Origin of the sequence: Bradyrhizobium quebecense (genome assembly GCF_013373795.3) — a bacterium.
Lineage (GTDB): Bacteria > Pseudomonadota > Alphaproteobacteria > Rhizobiales > Xanthobacteraceae > Bradyrhizobium > Bradyrhizobium quebecense.
The window spans coordinates 8,300,674-8,321,349 of the sequence record NZ_CP088022.1 but is presented as its reverse complement, the minus strand read 5'-3'; the positions used below and the strand labels follow the sequence as shown (position 1 = coordinate 8,321,349).

At 65.3% G+C, this 20,676-nt stretch carries 16 protein-coding genes and 1 other RNA gene; 9 read left to right on the top strand and 8 right to left on the bottom strand.

The annotated features are described in order from the left end of the window. Nucleotides 1-103: 103 nt before the first annotated feature. Nucleotides 104-1,528, top strand: coding sequence for a methyl-accepting chemotaxis protein (locus HU230_RS39500; RefSeq protein WP_176533601.1), 1,425 nt, complete (start codon nucleotides 104-106; stop codon nucleotides 1,526-1,528). 64 nt (nucleotides 1,529-1,592) lie between these two features. On the opposite strand, the gene HU230_RS39495 is transcribed toward HU230_RS39500, so the two are convergent. The 6 genes from HU230_RS39495 to HU230_RS39470 all read right to left on the bottom strand — a co-directional run bounded on the left by HU230_RS39495 (nucleotide 1,593) and on the right by HU230_RS39470 (nucleotide 6,224). After that, complete coding sequence (locus tag HU230_RS39495; protein WP_224944038.1) at nucleotides 1,593-3,365, bottom strand: adenylate/guanylate cyclase domain-containing protein; 1,773 nt, start codon at nucleotides 3,363-3,365, stop codon at nucleotides 1,593-1,595. Nucleotides 3,366-3,456: 91 nt separating this feature from the next. Further along, nucleotides 3,457-4,284, bottom strand: coding sequence for a TIGR00282 family metallophosphoesterase (locus HU230_RS39490; RefSeq protein ID WP_176533602.1), 828 nt, complete (start codon nucleotides 4,282-4,284; stop codon nucleotides 3,457-3,459). A 2-nt stretch (nucleotides 4,285-4,286) separates the two neighbouring features. Further along, nucleotides 4,287-4,865 carry a 5-formyltetrahydrofolate cyclo-ligase gene (locus HU230_RS39485; protein WP_176533603.1) on the bottom strand — a complete coding sequence of 193 codons (579 nt, stop codon included), beginning with the start codon at nucleotides 4,863-4,865 and terminating at the stop codon, nucleotides 4,287-4,289. A gap of 202 nt (nucleotides 4,866-5,067) precedes the next feature. Continuing rightward, nucleotides 5,068-5,228, bottom strand: a non-coding RNA gene (gene ssrS / locus HU230_RS39480) — 6S RNA. 295 nt (nucleotides 5,229-5,523) lie between these two features. Next, nucleotides 5,524-5,907: a cell division protein ZapA gene (locus HU230_RS39475; protein WP_176533604.1), complete on the bottom strand. Its 384-nt coding sequence runs from the start codon at nucleotides 5,905-5,907 to the stop codon at nucleotides 5,524-5,526. Then, entirely contained in the window at nucleotides 5,904-6,224 is a 321-nt protein-coding gene (locus HU230_RS39470; RefSeq protein WP_092123643.1) for a DUF4164 domain-containing protein, read from the bottom strand. The genes HU230_RS39475 and HU230_RS39470 overlap by 4 nt, the downstream gene beginning before the upstream one ends. 337 nt (nucleotides 6,225-6,561) lie before the next feature. Between HU230_RS39470 and tkt the strand changes: the two genes are divergently transcribed. The 8 genes from tkt to HU230_RS39430 all read left to right on the top strand — a co-directional run bounded on the left by tkt (nucleotide 6,562) and on the right by HU230_RS39430 (nucleotide 16,266). Continuing rightward, nucleotides 6,562-8,544, top strand: a complete 1,983-nt coding sequence (tkt, locus tag HU230_RS39465) for a transketolase (protein WP_176533605.1) — start codon at nucleotides 6,562-6,564, stop codon at nucleotides 8,542-8,544. A 163-nt stretch (nucleotides 8,545-8,707) separates the two neighbouring features. Beyond that, nucleotides 8,708-9,715, top strand: a complete 1,008-nt coding sequence (gap, locus tag HU230_RS39460) for a type I glyceraldehyde-3-phosphate dehydrogenase (RefSeq protein ID WP_176533606.1) — start codon at nucleotides 8,708-8,710, stop codon at nucleotides 9,713-9,715. A 142-nt stretch (nucleotides 9,716-9,857) separates the two neighbouring features. Then, nucleotides 9,858-11,054, top strand: coding sequence for a phosphoglycerate kinase (locus HU230_RS39455; RefSeq protein WP_176533607.1), 1,197 nt, complete (start codon nucleotides 9,858-9,860; stop codon nucleotides 11,052-11,054). Nucleotides 11,055-11,192: 138 nt separating this feature from the next. Next, nucleotides 11,193-12,260 carry a class II fructose-bisphosphate aldolase gene (gene fba / locus HU230_RS39450; protein ID WP_097673655.1) on the top strand — a complete coding sequence of 356 codons (1,068 nt, stop codon included), beginning with the start codon at nucleotides 11,193-11,195 and terminating at the stop codon, nucleotides 12,258-12,260. A gap of 189 nt (nucleotides 12,261-12,449) precedes the next feature. Further along, entirely contained in the window at nucleotides 12,450-13,475 is a 1,026-nt protein-coding gene (locus HU230_RS39445; protein WP_176533608.1) for a class I fructose-bisphosphate aldolase, read from the top strand. Then, nucleotides 13,476-14,153 (top strand): thiamine phosphate synthase, encoded by a 678-nt coding sequence (locus HU230_RS39440; RefSeq protein ID WP_176533609.1) that lies wholly within the window; start codon nucleotides 13,476-13,478, stop codon nucleotides 14,151-14,153. 7 nt (nucleotides 14,154-14,160) lie between these two features. Next, entirely contained in the window at nucleotides 14,161-15,234 is a 1,074-nt protein-coding gene (locus HU230_RS39435; RefSeq protein WP_176533610.1) for a tetratricopeptide repeat protein, read from the top strand. A gap of 219 nt (nucleotides 15,235-15,453) precedes the next feature. Next, nucleotides 15,454-16,266, top strand: coding sequence for an inositol monophosphatase family protein (locus HU230_RS39430; protein WP_176533611.1), 813 nt, complete (start codon nucleotides 15,454-15,456; stop codon nucleotides 16,264-16,266). On the opposite strand, the gene HU230_RS39425 is transcribed toward HU230_RS39430, so the two are convergent. Together HU230_RS39425 and HU230_RS39420 are read right to left on the bottom strand one after the other, a co-directional pair. Further along, the gene (locus HU230_RS39425) at nucleotides 16,263-17,396 is read right to left on the bottom strand and encodes an AAA family ATPase (protein ID WP_176533612.1); all 1,134 of its coding nucleotides are present in this window, start codon (nucleotides 17,394-17,396) and stop codon (nucleotides 16,263-16,265) included. The two genes, HU230_RS39430 and HU230_RS39425, sit on opposite strands and share 4 nt — an antisense overlap. A gap of 116 nt (nucleotides 17,397-17,512) precedes the next feature. Further along, the gene (locus tag HU230_RS39420; RefSeq protein ID WP_176533613.1) at nucleotides 17,513-20,671 is read right to left on the bottom strand and encodes a multidrug efflux RND transporter permease subunit; all 3,159 of its coding nucleotides are present in this window, start codon (nucleotides 20,669-20,671) and stop codon (nucleotides 17,513-17,515) included. Nucleotides 20,672-20,676 lie beyond the last annotated feature (5 nt).

Sequence of the window (20,676 nt, the reverse complement as noted above, 5' to 3'; positions counted from 1 at the left end):
CGAGTGCACGCTCAGGCAAGACCGGCGGAGCGAATCACGCTTTAGACTGGAATGGGGAATGCTGCAGCGGCGTGACGGACTGCTGTAACGGAGGAAACGCGACATGTCGGCGGCGCAGCTTGCAGTGCTGGATACGTCATCGAACCGGACACTGGCCGAACGGCTGGTCGACCAGCTCGCCGACCGGATCGGCGGCCTCGGGGTCGAGCTTGCCGACATCGCCGGCAACGTCCAGGAGGTCGCGAACCGCGTCTCCAGCCAGTCGGAGCGGTTCCATCATTTGCAGGAGACCGCCGAGATCATGGTCTCGGCCAATCACGACATCGCCAATGCATCGCAGGCGGTGCAAACGACCGCAGCCGCCGCGGTTGGCCAGATCGCCGAATCGCGCAACGCGGTCGAGACGGCGGTCAGCCATATCGCAGAGCTCGTCGCGGCGGTCGGACGGATCGAGGCGCGGCTCGCCGCGGTCGGCTCCGCGCTGAGCCAGGTCGCCAAGGTCTCCGGTTCGATCGAGGCGATCGCCAAGCAGACCAATCTGCTGGCGCTCAACGCCACGATCGAGGCCGCGCGTGCCGGCAATGCCGGCCGCGGCTTTGCCGTGGTCGCAAGCGAGGTGAAGAACCTTGCCGAGGCGACGCGCCAGGCGACGCATCAGATTTCCGACACCGTACGCGATCTCGACGGTCAGATCGGCAGCCTGATCGGCGAGAGCAGCGACGCCTCGCTGCGCGCCAAGAGCGCCGGCGAAGGCGCCCGGCAGATATCGGGCATCATCATGCGCGTGCAGGAGGGCTTTTCATCCGTCGGCGCCGAGATCGGCAGCGTGGCGCGCGCCGCGACCTCCAATCTCGGTCATTGCGACACCGTGATCGCGGAGCTGAACGAGCTCGCCAAGGGCGTCGATCTCTCCTCGCGCGACCTCAAGCACGCCGACGGCCGCGTCGCAAAGCTGCTCGAGCTGTCCGAGAGCCTGATCGTGACCATCGCCGACAGCGGCGTCGAGACCAGTGATGCGCCGCTGATCCGCGTCGTGATCGACACCGCGAAACAGATCTCGGAGCTGTTCGAGCAGGCCATCGCAAGCGGCGAGATCACGCTCGCGCAGTTGATGGACGAGAAATATCGCGAGATCGCGGGCACCAATCCGAAGCAATATCTGACCGACTATGTCAGCTTCACCGACCGCGTGCTGCCTGCGATCCAGGATCCGATCCAGAAGACCGATCCGCGCATCGTGTTCTGCGTCGCCTGGGCGCGGAGCGGCTATCTGCCGACCCACAATCCGAATTACCGGCTGCCGCAGGGACCGGACCCGGTGTGGAACAACGCCAATTGCCGCAACCGCCGGCTGTTCAACGACCGCGCGGTGAGCAAGGTCGCGGCCAATACCAAGCCGTTCCTGCTGCAGACCTATCGCCGCGACATGGGCGGCGGCAAATTCGTGCTGATGAAGGACGTGTCGTCGCCGATCTTCGTGAACGGCCGCCACTGGGGCGCGTTCCGGATGGGCTTCCGGCAGGGCTAGGGCTCGTTGTTTGGACGCGCTTTCTTCACGCGCACCGGAATCCACTTCGCTCGAAACGCCTTGGCTATTCCGGCAATCCTGCGTCGCGCAACGCGGCGCCGATCTCGCCACGCAGTGCGGCATCCCGCACCGGAAACGCCTCGCTGATATGCGAGGTGCGGAAGCCCGGATGCACCCGCAACAAACGAGCGATCGCCTTTCTCGCCTCCTCCGCATCGCCTGCGCGGATCGCGTTGATGATGAAGGCGCCCAATGAATGCGCATTGGAGTTGAAGCGCAACGACCGTCTGGCAACCTTGCATCCCTCCTCATAACGTTCGAGCCAGAAGTAGGCGTGCGCCATGCCGATCCAGGCGCTGACGCGCAAGGGATCGAGCGGACTAAGCCGGATCATGTGGTCGAAACTCTCGATTGCGCGTTCGGTCTCGCCGCACATCAGCAAGACCCAGCCGCGCGAATACCAGGCGAATCCAAGATTGGGATTCAGTGTGATCGCCTCCTCGACCATCGACGAGCCGAGGTCGTAGTCATGCCCGAGATAGGTCAGCACGTGGCCGGCCGTCGACTGCACGAACGCATCCTCCTCGCCGAGTCGCGACGCCAACCGTGCGTGCTTGACGGCCTCGAACCGCTCCGGGCCGTCGAGCGGCGAGCCGGTGGTGGCCTGCCGGGCCATCCAGGTCCACGCCAGCATTGCATGCGCCGCGGCGAACTGCGGATCGAGCTCGATCGCGTGCTTGAACAGCTTGTAGGCATCGGCGAGCGAGGTGCGCTGATGAATCAGCGCCATGCCGCGCAGGTAGAGGTCGTAGCTGTCCAGCTTGTCCGTCGGCTTCTGCCTGACACGCTCGAACTCGGCCTGTTCGAGCCTCGGCGCGATCAGGCCGACCACGTTTGAGGTGACCTTGTCCTGCAAGCCAAAGACATCCTCGAGGTCGCCGTCGAAACGGTCGGCCCAGATATGGTTGCCGGTCGCGGCCTCTATCAGCTGACCGGTGATGCGGACACGGTTGCCGGCCTTGCGCACGCTGCCTTCGAGCACATAGCGGACGCCGAGCTCCTGCCCGACCCGCTTGATATCGACGGATTTGCCCTTGTAGGCGAAGCTCGAATTGCGCGCGATGACGAACAGCGATTTGAACCGCGACAGCGCCGTGATAATCTCCTCGACCATGCCGTCGGCAAAGTAATCCTGCTCGCGATCCCCGCTCATGTTGTCGAACGGCAGCACTGCAATCGACGGCCTGTCCGGCAGTGGAAGCGGCTGGACTGGCACTGTGGGCACTGCCGAGCGCTCCGGGGCAGACTCGCCGCCGACCCGGATCTGCCATACCCGCATCGGTTCGGCGATATTCTTCAGCGACTGTGAGCCCATGTCACCGAAATCGATATCGACCTTGCCTCGGATTTGCCGATGGGCATCGTCCGAAATGCAAATTCCGCCGGGGTCGGCCATCCCCTCGAGACGCGCCGCGATGTTGACGCCGTCGCCGAAGATATCGTCACTGTCGATGATGATGTCGCCGACGTGAATGCCGATGCGGAATTCAATTCTGCGATCGGGCGGCACCGCGACGTTCCGTTCGGTCATGCCCCGCTGAATCTCAATGGCGCACCGCGCCGCGTCGACAGCGCTGGCGAACTCGACCAACATCCCGTCACCGGTGGTCTTGACGATGCGGCCTCGGCATGCCGCGATGGTCGGATCGACCAGCATCTGGCGGACACTCTTCAGGTCGCCAAGCGTCCGCTCCTCGTCGCGGCCCATCAGGCGGCTGTAGCCGGCAACATCGGCCGCTACCAAGGCCACCAAACGACGTTCGACGCGCTCGGACACCGCAATCTCCGGAAGCTAAAATCACAGGGATCGAAAAATCACTGCCCCATCAAAAATCACTGCGCATCAAAGCACGACAAGATGTCGCAGGCTAGCTCAGCCAGAACCCCGGCACCGCGGGCTCGAGTCGCCCGCCGGCGCGAACCGGCGCGACCTTCACCGCAAGCCCGGTCGCATCGTCGGTCTCGACCGCGACGCCGCTCAGCGTCGCAACGCCTCCGGCCGGCTCGAAACGTCCGGAGGGAATGCCGGTGAGGAAACGCTGCAGCGGCTCCTCCTTCTGCATGCCGATCACCGAATCATAGTCGCCGGTCATGCCGGCATCGCTCATATAGGCGGTGCCGCCGGGCAGCACCTGATGATCGGCGGTCGGCACATGGGTATGGGTCCCGACCACGAGGCTGACGCGGCCGTCGCAGAAGAAGCCGACGCCCTGCTTCTCGCTGGTGGCCTCGGCATGGAAATCGAGCACGATGGCGTCGGCGCCTTCGCGCAACGGGCAGGCCTCGAGCTCGCGCTCGATCGCGCTGAACGGATCGTTCGAGGACGGCTCCATGAAGACGCGGCCGATCGCGTTGATGATCAGCGCGCGCTTGCCGCTCTTGGTGTCGACCAGCGTGGCGCCGCGGCCCGGCGAATGGCGCGGGAAATTCAGCGGCCGGATCAGGCGTGGCGCGCGCTCGATGAAGACCAGCGCCTCCTTCTGATTCCAGGCGTGGTTGCCGAGCGTGATCGCATCGGCGCCGGCATCGAGCAGCTCTTGATAGATCGCCTCGGTGATGCCGAAGCCGCCGGCGGCGTTCTCGCCATTGACGACGACGAGATCGAGCGACCAGTCCCTGATCATGCCGGGAAGATGGTCTGATATGGCGGTGCGGCCGGTCCTGCCGACGACGTCACCAACGAACAGAATACGCAAGGCTAACCACTCCGGAAATCGAACGTCTTGCGCTCCGTTAGCACATAATCGAGAGGAACGTCGTGCGACAGCGCCGGAATGGCCTTGGTTTCCTGTGCAGCAAAGGCGACCCCCACCCCGATCACATGCTTGGCCTTGCGCAGATGTGCAAAGGTATAGTCGTAATAGCCGGCGCCATAGCCGATGCGGTGGCCGAGCTTATCGAATGCCGCGAGCGGCACCAGCATGACGTCGGGATGCACCTCGGCGGCCGCCGGCGACGGCTCGGGAATGCCGAGCGGCCCGAGCATCAGCCGGTCCTGCGGCGACCAGCTGCGGAAGGTCAGCGACTGGCCGCGCGCATTGATGCAGGGTAGCGCAAGCCGTGCACCCTTTTCGGCAAGCTTCTTCATCAGCGGCGCCGGATCGAGTTCGCTGCGGATCGGCGCATAGCCCGAGACGATCATGCCTTGCGTGATCTCGAACGGCGCGCCGCGCTTGGCGAGCGCCTCGGCAGCGGCCGCACGCTGCTCGTCGCTCAGCGCGTCGCGCTTGGCGAGGGCAAGCGCCCGAAGCTCGGCCTTCGATGGAGATGCGTGCATGATCCATCTTCCGCTGTCATCGTCCGCAAAACGCGAACGAGCCGGCACTCAGAAACGCTAGCATTCGTTTGACCAGGCCGCGGCGCACTGGACACCCCGCGAGGAGCCTGCCAGCGGGCGAGCCGATGACGAGACCCATTGCGGGGAAACTGCACCACAATCAACCGCCGCAGCACGACGACAAGGCAGCAGCAAAAATCAGTGCGAAGCCGCAGAGGCCGTTGGAGCGCTCGATCCCGGAGTTCCCTACGAAAGTAGGTGGGCACCATATGTCCGGGTCCACGGACCCGGCCAGGGACAGTTCCCTAAAGGATCGATAAGGCCCCGGGGATATATGGCTCCTGACGCACGACGCAGCTTCGCGAGGGCTAATCTAGCCATCGTTGCCCCAATCCGCCAGCGGTAAGGCTGACGCAGTCCAAGCTCTCGTATGATCTTCCTCACCCTCCGCAGGGGCGCGCTGCCAAAACATCGAAAACAACCCCATGCAAAGGAGCCGGCGGCTTGCCGGCATTCGACACGGCAACTTGACATGTCGGGCAAATCAGCGGCATTATTCTAATATTCAGAAATTGTGCAGCCGCGCTCCGTCCCGCGCCATGGGAGGTGGCCGCAGCCATCTGCGATGGCCTGCCCACAAGAGCAAGGTGAAGCAAGATCACCCGATCGCGATGCCGCCGCCGATGGTGCGGTTGAGCACCTGCGTGGTGCGCTCGATCCGCTCGGCGGCGGCGTTGAGCGCATTGGAGACCGCGGTCTGGGTCGCGCGGGCGCGGTCGGTGGCGGCGACGCGGGCATTGCGCAGCTGCTCGAGCTCTTCCTCGAGGCTGCGGATCCGTGCGCCCGCATCGACCAGCTCGTCGCAGGCGGTGAGCGCCGCCATCACGGTGAGCCGCGCATCGCCGATCTCGCCGAACTTGCCGCGCAGCGATTCGACGCGCTGCTGGAGATTTTCCGCGAGCTTCAGGAGCCGCACCTCCTGGCCCTCCTCGCAGGCCATCCGGTATTGCCGGCCATTGATGGTGACGTTGATGTGGCTCATCTGCCTTCTCCGCCCTCGAGCACGGCGCGAATGGTGCCGATCGCCGCATCGAGCTTTTCCGCGATGTCGCGATTGACGCGCTCGAGCTTGCGCGTCTTCACCAGCGATCCGTCGAGCTCGTCGGCAAGCCTGGAGCGATCGGCGCCGAGCGCCTGGATCCGGCTCGCCAATTCGTTTTCGTCGCGGTCGGCCTCGCGGCGCCGCTCCACCGAGCTCTCCAGCGCATCGAGCGCTGCCATCAGCCGCCTTGTCGCAGCATCGATATCGGCGAGCGGTGCCTCGGTATTGCCAGAGCCGTTGGCGAGACGATCACTCATGACACGCGGTGTGGACCCTTCAAATCGGCTAGCTGGGGTAGCCTGGTGGAAACAGGCCTGCCGCACGGCAAAACTGGCGGTTCGGCAAGCGGTTAGCGGACGAAATTTACGTGGCAAGCGAGCCGAGCGCAACGGCGGCGCCAAACTATGCACCGTTCAATGAAATTGGGCCATTTTGAGCAACTTTTCCCCGTTTTGGGGCGTTTCAGCGCCTTGGACTTGCGGAATTGAGGTGCTAATCCACCCGCCAACCCGTAAGGCCATCCACGCTCGTATCGCGGCTGCCCGCCCCGATGCGTCCAGCAATCAGCTCCTCATTTCAGGCGGACTTTTCATCATGACGCAGGTCGATCACACCCGTATGGCCAATGCGATCCGTGGCCTTGCCATGGACGCCGTCGAGAAGGCGAATTCCGGCCATCCCGGCCTGCCGATGGGCGCTGCCGACATCGCGACCGTCCTGTTCACCAAATTTCTGAAATTCGATGCGGCCGACACGGCATGGCCCGATCGCGACCGCTTCGTGCTGTCGGCCGGCCACGGCTCGATGCTGCTCTATGCCTTGCTGTACCTCACCGGCAACAAGGACATGACGCTCGACCAGCTCAAGCATTTCCGCCAGCTCGGATCGCTGACGCCGGGACACCCGGAGAATTTCCACACCAAGGGCATCGAGACCACCACCGGCCCGCTCGGCCAGGGCATTGCGACCGCGGTCGGCATGGCGCTCGCCGAGAAGATGCTCGCTGCGGAGTTCGGCAAGAAGATCGTCAACCATCATACCTATGTGCTCGCCTCCGACGGCGACCTGATGGAAGGCATCTCGCAGGAAGCGATCGCGCTGGCCGGTCACTGGCGCCTCAACAAGATGATCGTGCTGTACGACGACAACGGCATCTCGATCGACGGTCCGACCTCGATCTCCGATTCCGTCGACCAGGTGAAGCGCTTCAAGTCCGCGGGCTGGGCCGCCGAATTGATCGACGGCCATGATCCGCAAGCGATTGCCGCTGCGATCACCCGCGCTCAGAAATCCAGCAAGCCTTCGATGATCGCGTGCAAGACCACGATCGGCTTCGGCGCGCCGACCAGGGCCGGCACCGCGAAAGCGCATGGCGAGGCGCTCGGCGCCGCCGAGCTCAAGGGTGCCAAGGAGAAGCTCGGCATTTCGCTCGAGCCGTTCTCGGTGCCCGACGACGTGCTGAAGGCCTGGCGTGAGGCGGGTGCCCGCGGCGGCGCCGAGCACAAGGCCTGGGACGAGCAGTTCGCGCAGCTCGGCAACCGCAAGCGCGCCGAGTTCGAGCGCCGCCTGCGTCACGAGCGGCCGCAGTCGCTCGCCAAGGGGCTGCGCGCCTTCAAGAAGGGCCTGTTGGAGAATCCGCTCAACGTCGCGACCCGCAAATCGTCGGAAGCCGCGATCGAAGTGATCGCCGCCGCAATGCCGATGGAATTCGTGGCCGGCTCCGCCGACCTCACCGGCTCCAACAACAACAAGGCGAAGTCGGCGACAGCGTTTGCCGCCAAGACGCCGAAGGGCCGCTTCATCCATTACGGCATCCGCGAACACGGCATGGCGGCGTGCCTCAACGGCATTTTCCTGCATGGCGGCTTCGCGCCGAACGGCGCCACCTTCCTGGTGTTCACCGACTATGCGCGCGGTGCGATGCGGCTGTCGGCGCTGATGGGCACCGGCGTGGTCTATGTGATGACCCATGATTCGATCGGCCTCGGCGAGGACGGCCCGACGCACCAGCCGGTCGAGCACCTTTCCGCGTTGCGCGCGATGCCCAACATGCGCGTGTTCCGTCCCTGCGACGCGGTCGAGACCGCCGAGTGCTGGGAACTCGCGCTCAACCGGATCGACGGGCCGACCGTACTGGCGCTGACCCGCCAGAACCTGCCGCAGCTCCGCACCACGGCGCCGAACGACAACCCGTGCAGCCACGGCGCCTACGAGCTGGTCGCGGCGCAGGGTGACGCAAAAGTGTCATTGTTCGCCTCCGGTTCCGAGGTCCAGATCGCGGTCGAGGCGCAGAAGCAGCTCGCCGGGCGCGGCATCGCGACGCGGGTCGTCTCGGTCCCGTCGCTGGAATTGCTGCTGGCGCAGCCCGCCGAGCGGCAAAATGCCGTCATCGGCAACGCTCCGGTCAAGATCGCGATCGAGGCTGCGGTGCGCTGGGGCTGGGATGCCGTGATCGGCCGCGATGGCGAATTCGTCGGCATGCACGGTTTCGGCGCCAGCGCCCCGGCGAAGGACCTTTTCCCGCATTTCGGCATTACTGCGGAGGCCGTCGTTAACGCTGCCCTGAAGCGCGTCTGACGCTGGCCTGACACCCACCGGTCGAAGGTTGAGCTTGCCGCGAAAAAGGATTACCAAAGCTCCATCTTTTCCGCTCGCGTCCGGCTGAACCGGGCGTTCCGCCGTAAAACCCTCGTGGGACACCTCCCGCGGGGCCGGCAGTAGCTTTTAGAGGAGACACAGCATGGCAATCCGCGTCGCGATCAACGGGTTTGGGCGTATCGGCCGCAATGTGTTGCGCGCCATCGCCGAGTCCGGCCGCAAGGACATCGAGGTGGTCGGCATCAACGACCTCGGCCCGGTCGAGACCAACGCGCACCTGCTGCGCTTCGATTCCGTGCACGGCCGCTTTCCGGGCACGGTGACCGTCGACGGCGACTCGATCAGCGTCGGCGACAACAAGATCAAGGTCTCGGCCGAGCGCGATCCCTCCAAGCTGCCGTGGAAGGCCCTCGGCGTCGACATCGCGCTGGAATGCACCGGCATCTTCACCGCCAAGGACAAGGCCTCGGCGCACCTCACCGCCGGCGCCAAGCGCGTGCTGGTCTCGGCCCCGGCCGATGGCGCTGACGCCACCATCGTCTACGGCGTCAACCATGACACGCTGAACAAGGATCAGCTCGTCGTCTCCAACGGCTCCTGCACCACCAACTGCCTCGCGCCGGTTGCCAAGGTGTTGAACGAGACGGTCGGCATCGAGACCGGCTTCATGACCACGATCCACGCCTATACCGGCGACCAGCCGACGCTCGACACCCTGCACAAGGATCTCTATCGCGGTCGCGCCGCGGCGATGTCGATGATCCCGACCTCGACCGGTGCCGCGAAAGCCATCGGCCTGGTGCTGCCGGAACTGAAGGGCAAGCTCGACGGTGTCTCGATCCGCGTGCCGACCCCGAACGTCTCGGTGATCGATCTGAAGATCGTCGCCAAGCGCTCCACCGACGCCAAGGAAATCAACGAGGCGATGAAGCGCGCCTCCGAGCAGCAGCTCAAGGGCATTCTGGGCTTTACCACCGCGCCGAACGTCTCGATCGACTTCAACCACGATCCGCACTCGGCCACCTTCCACATGGACCAGACCAAGGTGCAGAACGGCACGCTGGTGCGCGTGATGGCCTGGTACGACAATGAGTGGGGCTTCTCGAACCGCATGGCAGACACCGCCGTTGCGATCGGCAAGCTGATCTAAATTCGACTGTTCGTGATGCCCGGCCGAGCGCCGGGCATCTGCGTGTTTGCCCCCGCATTCGCGACCTCAACGGCCGCGACATCGGCAAGCGAAAGCGACGCCGTCCGCTGGATGGCTGTGTCCGGCCGCACAGGAAACGCCCATGACCAAATCGTTCCGCACCCTCGACGACGTCAACGTGAAGGGCAAGCGCGTGCTGCTGCGCGTCGACCTCAACGTCCCCATGGAAGGCGGCCGCGTCACCGACGCCACGCGGCTCGAGCGCGTTGCCCCCACCATCACCGAAATTTCCGACAAGGGCGGCAAGGTGATCCTGCTCGCCCATTTCGGCCGGCCCAAGGGACGCGATGCCAAGGAGTCGCTGAAGCCGGTCGCCGAGGCGCTGTCGAAGGTGATCAAGCGCCCGGTCGGCTTCGCCGAGGATTGCATCGGCGAGCCCGCGGCCAAGGCGGTTGCGGCCCTCAAGGACGGCGACATCCTCTGCCTGGAGAACACCCGCTTCCACAAGGAAGAGGAAAAGAACGACGCCGGCTTCGTCGCTGAACTGGCCAAGCTCGGCGACATCTGGGTCAACGACGCCTTCTCCGCCGCGCATCGCGCCCACGCCTCGACCGAAGGCCTCGGCCACAAGCTGCCGGCCTATGCCGGCCGCACCATGCAGGCCGAACTCGACGCGCTCGGCAAGGCGCTGGAAGCACCGACCAAGCCGGTGATCGCGATCATCGGCGGCGCCAAGGTCTCGACCAAGATCGACCTGCTGGAAAACCTCGTGAACAAGGTCGACGCGCTGGTGATCGGCGGCGGCATGGCCAACACCTTCCTGCACGCGCAGGGCATCGCCGTCGGCAAATCGCTCGCCGAAAAGGACCTCGCGGCGACCGCGCTGCGGATCATGGAGAAGGCCAACGCGGCGAATTGCGCGATCATCCTGCCCGTCGATGCTGTCGTCGCCAGCCAGTTCGCCGCCAATGCGCCGTCGCACGCCTACGGCCTCGACGCGATCCCGGCCGACGGCATGATCCTCGACGTCGGCCCGCAATCGATCGCGCGGATCCATGCCGCGATCGACGATGCCGCGACGCTGGTCTGGAACGGACCGCTCGGCGCCTTCGAGCTGACGCCGTTCGACCGCGGCACCGTGGTGTCGGCCAAGCATGCCGCCGAGCGCACCCGGGCCAGGAAGCTGATCTCGGTCGCTGGCGGCGGCGATACCGTTGCGGCGCTCAACCAGGCGGGCGTCGCCGGCGATTTTTCCTACGTCTCGACCGCGGGCGGCGCGTTTCTTGAATGGATGGAAGGCAAGCCGCTGCCGGGCGTCGAAGTGTTGAAAAACCGTTGATCCAGAGCATGATCCGGAAAAGTGTGAAGCGGTTTTCCGAAAAGATCATGCTCAAACAAAGAGCTAAAGCGCGATGACGATTCAACCTAATCTCATCGCGCCTCAAATCCGCGAACGCGCTTTACAGGGAGAAATGGAATGGCTCGCATAACATTGCGGCAACTGCTCGATCACGCGGCCGAGCATGATTACGGCGTACCTGCCTTCAACATCAACAACATGGAGCAGGCGCTGGCGATCATGGCCGCGGCCTCCGAGGTCGACGCGCCCGTCATCATCCAGGCCTCGCGCGGTGCGCGGTCCTACGCCAACGACGTCATGCTCAAGCACATGATGGACGCCGTCACCGAGATCTACCCGCAGATCCCGGTCTGCGTGCATCTCGACCACGGCAACGAGCCCGCCACCTGCATGACCGCGATCCAGGCCGGCTTCACCTCGGTCATGATGGACGGCTCGCTGAAGGCCGATGGCAAGACGCCGGGCGACTGGGACTACAATGTCGGCGTCACCAGGACCGTGACCGGCATGGCCCATCTCGGCGGCATCTCGGTGGAAGGCGAGCTCGGCGTGCTCGGCTCGCTCGAGACCGGCATGGGCGACAAGGAAGACGGCCACGGTGCCGAGGGCAAGCTGTCGCATGACCAGCTTCTGACCAATCCGGACGAGGCCGTGAAGTTCGTCAAGGAAACCAAGGTCGATGCGCTGGCGATCGCAATGGGCACCTCGCACGGCGCCTACAAATTCACCCGCAAGCCCGACGGCGACATCCTCGCCATGAACGTGATCGAGGAAATCCATCGCAAGCTGCCGAACACGCATCTCGTGATGCACGGCTCCTCGTCGGTGCCGCAGGAGCTGCAGGAGATCATCAACGCCAATGGCGGCAAGATGAAGCCGACCTGGGGCGTGCCGGTCGCCGAGATTCAGCGCGGCATCAAGAACGGCGTGCGCAAGATCAACATCGACACCGACAACCGGATGGCGATGACCGGCCAGATCCGCAAGGTGCTGAAGGACAATCCGGAAGAGTTCGATCCGCGCAAGTACCTGAAGCCCGCGATGGAGGCGATGACCAAGCTGTGCAAGCAGCGCCTGCAGGAGTTCAACACCGCGGGCCAGGCCAGCAAGATCAAGAAGGTGCTGACTACGGCGGAAATGGCCAAGCGCTACGCCGCGGGCGCGCTCGATCCCAAGGTCGCCTGAGAGATCGCCTGACAACTTCTCGCCTGAATCATTAAGGCGGGACACCGGTTCTGACGCAGTTGGAAACGGTGTCCCGGGGCTTGATCGCCGGCTGCGACAAACATCGGCCGCGACGAACGTTTTCTAGGCATTTGCCCGAGAACCGCCTATTTTGGTTTGCAAAGGCAATGGCTCCGGAGGACGCCCCCGATGAACCTCGCTGACCTCAACAAAGTTGCGCTTGCCATGGTCACCCCGGGCAAGGGCATCCTCGCCGCCGACGAATCCTCCGGCACCATCAAGAAGCGCTTCGACGCCATCAAGGTCGATTCGACCGAAGACAGTCGCCGCGACTATCGCGAGATGCTGTTCCGCTCGCAGGAGGCGATGAGCAAGTACATTTCGGGCGTCATCCTCTACGACGAGACGATCTGGCAGAATGCCAAGGACGGCACGCCGCTGGTCAAGCTGATCGAGCAGGCCGGCGCGATCCCCGGCATCAAGGTCGACGAAGGCACCCAGGCGCTGCCGAACTGCCCGGGCGAACTCGTCACCGTCGGTCTCGACAAGCTCGCGGAGCGCTTGAAGAAATATTACGAGCGCGGTGCGCGCTTTGCGAAGTGGCGCGCCGTGATCGATATCGGGCCGCGAATCCCGACCCAGACCGCGGTCCGCGTCAATGCGCACGCGCTGGCGCGCTACGCGGCGCTGTGCCAGGCCGCGCAAATCGTCCCGATCGTCGAGCCTGAGGTGCTGATGGACGGCGATCACGACATCGACCGCTGCTATGAGGTGACGCAGCGCGTGCTGAACCGCACCTTCCAGGAATTGCGGGTGCAGCGTGTTGCGCTGGAAGGCATGATTTTGAAGCCGAACATGGTGATCTCGGGCAAGAAATGCCCGAAGCAGGCGTCGGTGCAGGAAGTCGCCGAGAAGACCATCCGCCTGCTCAAGAGCTGCGTGCCGGCCGCGGTGCCGGGCATCGCCTTCCTCTCCGGCGGGCAGAGCGACGAGGAGGCGACCGCGCATCTCGACGCCATGAACAAGATCGGCCATTTGCCCTGGCGGCTGACCTTCTCCTATGGCCGTGCGCTGCAGGCGGCGCCGCAGAAGGCGTGGTCCGGCAAGCCCGACAACGTCCCGGCGGGCCAGCGCGCCTTCTCGCATCGCGCCCGCATGAACGGGCTGGCGAGCACCGGCAATTGGGAAGCCGGCCTCGAGAAACAGGCGGCATAGTTGGCCACCAAGCCCGTTCCGCCGCGGCCGGCGCCGCGCCTCTATCTGGCAACCCCGCCGGTCGACGAGCCCGCACGGCTTGCGGCCGAGCTTGCCGACCTGGTTGCCGCGGCCGACGTCGCGGCCGTTCTGGTGCGGCTGCGCGAGACCGATCCGCGCAGCATGATCTCCACCATCAAGGCGTTGGCGCCTGCGATCCAGAACGCGGGTGCGGCACTGCTGATCGACGGCCATCCCGACATCGTGGCCCGCGCCGGCGCCGACGGCGCGCATCTGACCGGCCTCGCCGCGATGGAAGAGGCGATGCCCTCGCTGAAGCCCGACCGCATCGCAGGCGTCGGCGGGCTCGCGACGCGCCACGATTCCATGGCCGCGGGCGAAGCCGGTGCCGATTATGTGCTGTTCGGCGAGCCCGACACCAACGGACAGCGCCCCTCCGCCGAGGCGATCGCCGAGCGGCTGCAATGGTGGGACGAATTGTTCGAGCCGCCCTGCGTCGGCTTTGCGACCTCGCGCGAGGAGGCCGAGGCATTCGCCGCGGCCGGCGCGGATTTCGTGCTGGTCGGAGATTTCATCTGGTCCGATCCGCGCGGCGCCAAGACCGCACTCGCCGAGATCGGCGCAGCGATTGCACAGGCGCATGCCGGCACGTTGGGCCAGGCCAAGGCCGAGGGATGACGCCGGAATGAACCGCCTGCGTCCGATAGGTGTTGCGCTCGGCTGCATGATGCTGACGAGCGGCGCGATGGCGCAGCTCTCGATCACGCCGCCGGCACAGACGCCGCCGCCCGCGAAGAAGGAGGCGCCGAAAGAGAAGCCGAAGGTGCATGCGCCCGCCGCGAAGAAGCCCGCGCCGAAGCCCGCCGCCACACCAACGGCCACCCCGACGCCCTCGCCGACCCCGACGCCGGACGATCCCAATGTCGATCTCGTCTATGGCGCCTATCAGCGCGGCATGTACAAGACCGCGTTCGAGCTGGCGATGGTCCGCGCCCAGAACAACAACGATACCAAAGCAATGACGATGCTGGGCGAGCTCTATGCCAACGGGCTCGGCGTCAAGCGCGACTACGTCAAGGCGGACGACTGGTACAAGCGCGCATCGGATGCCGGCGACCGTGAGGCGATGTTCGCCCTCGCCATGATGCGAATCGCGGGCCGTGGCGGCGCGGTGGACAAGGATTCCGCGGTCAAGCTGCTGGCCTCGTCGGCCAAGCTCGGCGAACCCAAGGCGGCCTACAATCTCGCGCTGCTCTATCTCGACGGCCAGACCCTGCCGCAGGACCTCAGGCGCTCCGCCGAGCTGTTGCGGATGGCCGCGGACGCCGGCAGCCCCGAGGCGCAATACGCGCTCGCGACCTTCTACAAGGAAGGCACCGGCGTGCCGAAGGACCTCGAAAAGGCGGCCCGCCTGCTGCAGGCCGCCTCGCTGGCCGACAATGTCGATGCCGAGGTAGAATATGCCATCGCGCTCTACAACGGCGCCGGCACGCCGCGGAACGTGCCGGCGGCGGTGGCGCTGCTGCGCAAGGCGGCCCGGCAGAACAGCGCGATCGCGCAAAACCGCCTCGCCCACGTGCTGGCGACCGGCGCCGGAGCCCCGGTGGACAAGGTCGAGGCGCTGAAATGGCACACGGTCGCCAAGACGGCCGGCAAGGGTGACCCCGATCTCGACGACATCCTTGCCGATATGAGCCCGGAAGACCGCGCCAAGGGCGAGGCAGCCGCGCGAAAATGGATCGGAAACAACGTCAAATGACGCCTTGACGGGGCGGCCTCCAGAGGGCACCCAGTCCGGCAATCCAAGGCAGTGCCCCTCCCGCCCCGTCATCCTGAGGTGCGAGCGGAGCGAGCCTCGAAGGATGAACGGCCCGGCTGGTGGCCGTTCATCCTTCGAGACGCGCGGTCCGCGCTCCTCAGGATGACGGGACCACGCTTGGGCCGGTCCTCCAGCACAATCGCAAAGAAGCCGTTCATCATGCTCTACTCCGCCCTCATCAATGTCATGGTCAAGGCCGCGCGCCGCGCCGGCCGCAGCCTCAAGCGCGACCTCGGCGAGATCGAACACCTCCAGGTGTCGCTGAAGGGGCCGGCGAACTTCGTCTCGCTCGCCGACAAGCGCGCCGAGGAGATGCTCTACACCGATCTCGAAAAGGCCCGGCCCGGCTACGGGTTCCTCGGAGAGGAAGGCGGCAAGCGCGAGGGCTCGGACAAGAGCCACACCTGGATCGTCGATCCCTTGGACGGCACCACCAACTTCCTGCACGGTATCCCGCAATTCGCGATCTCGATCGGGCTCCAGCGCGAAGACACGATCATCGCGGGCGTGATCTACAATCCTGCCAATGACGAGCTCTACATCGCCGAGCGCGGCAAGGGCGCGTTCCTCAACGACCAGCGGCTGCGCGTCGCCGGCCGCCGCCAGCTCAACGAATGCGTGGTCGCCTGCGGCCTGCCGCATATCGGCCGCGGCAACCACCAGCTGGCGCTGCAGGAAATGGCCGCGCTGCAGAACAAGGTCGCGGGCTTCCGCCGCTTCGGCGCTGCCTCGCTCGACCTCGCCTTCGTCGCCGCCGGCCGGCTCGACGGCTATTGGGAGCGCAATCTGCAAGCCTGGGACGTCGCCGCCGGCCTGCTGATGGTCCGCGAAGCCGGCGGCACCGTCTCCGGCATCCAGGGCAGTGACGACCCGCTGCAGACCGGCCACGTCGTCTGCGGCAACGAATTCGTGCACGGCGAGCTGATCAAGATCCTGAAGCCGCTCGGGCAATTGCGCGACGGCGCGATCTAATCGTCGTCATCTTCGTCGTCGTCTCGACCGTCACGAAATTCGCCGCCGAGCGTCAGGCCCTCGATGGTGGTGGCGCCCTTCGCCTTGACCACCCGGCGCAGCGGGACCGAACTCTCGCTTCGCAGCGCCTCCATCAGAGGTTCCGAATGGGTGACGATCCAGATGTCGGCGCGGCGCGACGCCTTGGCGATCAGCCTGGCCAACGGCGCCAGCAGCGATGGATGCAGGCTGGTCTCGGGCTCGTTCAGCGCGATGAACGGCGGCAGCCGGTAGCCCATGAACACGGCGAGCAGGCAGATATATTTCAGCGTCCCGTCGGATAGTTCGTGTGCCTTGAACGGACGCGGCACGTCCGCTTGCCGCAGCTCAAACTCGCACCGCCCGTTGTCCGCCCATGCCCGGAGCTCGGCGCCCGGGAACGCGTCCTCGATCGCATCCTGCAGGTCGGCCGCATCTTGCCTGATCGCGCTGAGCGTTGCCAAGGCGGCAGCCAGATCGCTGCCGTCAGCGCTCAGCGACGGCGTCGTGATCGCGAGACACGGCTTTCGGATCGGCGACGCCGGATCGGTGCGGAAATCGTGATAGAAGCGCCAGCTCTGCAGCGCGTTTCGGATCAGGTCGATTTCGGGGCACGCTCTGCCGTCGAGGAAATCCGCGAGCGCGGTTTCCGACGGCAGCACCGCATCCTTGTGCTCGCTCCAGGCGCCGCTCTCGCCGCGGACGCTGACGTGCGAATTGGTCCGCTCCATCATCAGGACTTTCCGCTTGCCGTGGATCGCCTCGATGCGTTCGGACTTGATCATCGGCTCGCCGGGAAATGCCGCCTCGAGCGGGCCCGGATGTCCGAGCTCGATCGCGTAGTTGACGTGATCGAATCTGACCTCCAACCGCAACCGCCCATCTTCACCCCGCCTTCGGATGCCGGACCAGCAGACCGAGTTCAATCCGCCCTCGTCGGCGATCGTGCGCGTGATCCGGCCGGTCGCAGCGTCGCGCAGCAACGACAGGGACTTGTAGAGATTGGATTTGCCGACGCCGTTCTCGCCGACGAAGACCGACAGCGGTTGAATGGGCATGTGGAGCCGCCGAATGGAGCGATAATTCGAGATCGCAATATCGGTCGGCCGCATCACATGCCCTCAATCCCCGGGTTGCCTGTACGCTCCCCGTTCAATCCAGAGATGCAATTTGGATTGGCCAGGCCGCAAAGGCAAGCCGCCGATCCGATCGGCACCGATCTCTGACATCAGTGACCGATCCTTGCCGGCGCGGGCGGGCCGTAGGCTTCGGCGTTGTCGGGCGCCTTCTCGCGATCACCGGCCAGCACGCGCTGCACGCTGACGAAGAACACCGGCACCAAGAGCAGCGCGAGGATCACGACGGCGATCATGCCGCCCATCACCGAGGTGCCGAGCGCCTGCTGGCTGGCGCCGCCGGCGCCGGTGGCGATCGCCATCGGCAGCACGCCGCAGACGAAGGCGAGACCGGTCATCAGGATCGGGCGAAAGCGCAAGCTACAAGCCTCGATGGTCGCCTCGACCAGCGGCTTGCCCTGCGCGCGCAGGTCCTTGGCGAACTCGATGATCAGGATCGCGTCCTTGGCGGCCAGGCCGATGATGGTGATCAGGCCGACTGTGAAATAGACGTCGTTCGACAGCCCGCGCAGCGTCGCGGCCACCACCGCGCCGAGAATGCCGAGCGGAATCGTGAGCAGCACCGCGAGCGGAATGGTCCAGCTCTCATAGAGAGCGGCGAGCAGGAGGAATACCACCAGCACCGAGAGTGCGAGCAGGAACGGCGCCTGCGAGCCCGACAGCTTCTCCTGCAGCGACTGGCCGGTCCACTCGTAGCCGAATCCGCGCGGCAGCTTGTCGGCGAGCCGCTCCATCTCCGCGATCGCATCACCCGAAGTGAAGCCCGGCTTCGCCTCGCCGGAGATGCGCACCGCCGGATAGTAGTTGAAGCCCGCAATTTGAGTGGGCCCCTTCGACCATTCGATGGTGGCAAAGGCCGAGAACGGCACCAGCTGACCACGGCTGTTCTTGACGTTGTAATTGAGGATGTCGTCCGCGTTCATGCGGCTGGTCTTGTCGGCCTGCACGATGACGCGCTGCATGCGCCCGCGGTTCGGGAAGTCGTTGATGTAGTTCGAGCCGAGATTGGTCGAGATCGTGTTGTTGATGTCCTCGAAGGTGAGACCGAACGCGCCGGCCTTCTCGCGGTCGATCATCAGATTGACCTGCGGCGCCGGCGGCAGGCCTTCGACATAGACCTTCTGCAACACGGGACTGGCATTGGCCTCGGCAATCAGGCGGTCGCTTGCTGCGATCAGCGCGGCATAGCCCTTCTGGCCACGGTCCTGCAGACGGAACGAGAAGCCCGAGGAGTTGCCGAGGTTGTCGATCGGCGGCGGCTGCAGCGCCGAGATCCTGGCATCGCGGATCGTCGACGACAGGTCGCGGTTGATATCGGCGACGATGGCGGCAGCCGAATCCTTCGCGCCGCGCTCCGACCAGTCCTTCAGCGTGATGAAGGCCTGTGCGGTGTTCATGCCCTGGCCGAGGAAGCTGAAGCCGGTGAGGAACGTGACGTTTTCGATGCCGGCGCGATCCTTCAGGTACTTCTCGACCTGCTCGACCGCAGCTTCGGTGCGCGCATAGGACGACTCCGACGGCGTCTGCACGTCGGTCGTGATGAAGCCCTGGTCGTCGACCGGCAGGAAGCCGCCGGGCAGCCGCACGAAGCCGTAGGCGACGCCTACGAACAACACGAGATAGATCAGCATCAGGCGGCCGGTGCGCTTCAGCCCGGCCTGCACCGTGCGGACATAGCCGGCACGGCTGGACTCGAGCACGCGATTGAAGGCGCCGAACACGCCCTTGCGGGCATGGCCGTGGCCCTTCTCGACCGGCTTGAGCAGCGTCGCGCACAGCGCCGGCGTCAGCGACAGCGCGAGCAGCGCCGAGAACGCGATCGCCGCCACCATGGTGACCGAGAACTGGCGGTAGATGATGCCGACCGAGCCGGGGAAGAACGCCATCGGCACGAACACGGCCATCAGCACCAGCGTGATGCCGATGATGGCGCCTGATATCTGCGACATCGCCTTCTTGGTGGCTTCCTTCGGCGGCAGGCCCTCCTCGGCCATGATGCGCTCGACGTTCTCGACCACGACGATGGCGTCGTCGACCAGGATGCCGACCGCCAGCACCATGCCGAACATGGTCAGCATGTTGATCGAGAAGCCCGCGATCATCAGCGTGGCGCAGGCGCCCAGCAACGCCACCGGAACCACGATGGTCGGAATGATGGTGTAGCGGATGTTCTGTAGAAATAGGAACATCACGATGAACACCAGCACCACCGCCTCGACCAGCGTCATCAGGACCTTCTCGATCGAGGCCTTCACGACGGGCGTGATGTTGTAGGGAATTTCGTAGGAGATATTGGCCGGGAAGAAGCGCGACAGCTCCTTCATCTTGGCTTCGACCGCGCTCGCGGTCGCCAGCGCATTGCCCTTCGGCGACAGCAGCACCGAGAGTCCGGCGGTCGGCTTGCCGTCGAGACGGGTGTTGAACTGGTAGCTGAGGCCGCCGATCTCGATCCGCGCGACGTCGCGCAGGCGGACCGTCGAGCCGTCGGGGTTCGCGCGCAGGATGATCGCACCGAACTCGTCGGGCGACGAGAGCTGGCCCTTCACCAGGACCTGCGCGGAGATCTTCTGCGTGTCCGTGCTCGGCTCGGCGCCGATGCTGCCGGAGGCGACTTGGGCGTTCTGCGCCGTGATCGCCTTGTTGACGTCGTCGGCGGACAGGCCATAACCGACCAGCTTGGCCGGATCGATCCAGATGCGCAGGCTGCGCTCGGTCGAATACAGCGTGGCGCGGCCGACGCCGGGGATGCGGCGCACCTCGCCCAGCACGTTGCGGATCATGAAGTCGCCGAGGCCCACTTCATCCAGCGAGCCGTCGGTCGAGTTCAGCGTGATGATCTGCAGCACGGCGGACGAGGCTTCCTCGACCAGGATGCCCTGCTGAATCACGGCGCGCGGCAACCGCGCCTCGACGCGCTTGAGGCGGTTCTGCACCTCGACCGAGGCCTGGCTGGTGTCGGTGCCCGGCTTGAAGTTGGCGATGATCTCGACCTGGCCGAGCGAGTCGGAGGTCGATTCGAAGTTCAGGATGTTGGCGGCGCCGTTGAGCTCCTCCTCGATCAGCCGCGTGACGCTGTTGTAGAGGTTTTCAGGCGATGCGCCGGGATAGCTCGTCGAGATCGAGATCGAGGGCGGCGCGATGATCGGGTACTGCGCGACCGCGAGCAGTGGAATCGAGATCGCACCGACCAAACAGATGAACAGCGCGACGACCCAGGCGAAGATCGGCCTGTCGATGAAGAAGCTGGGCATGTCGG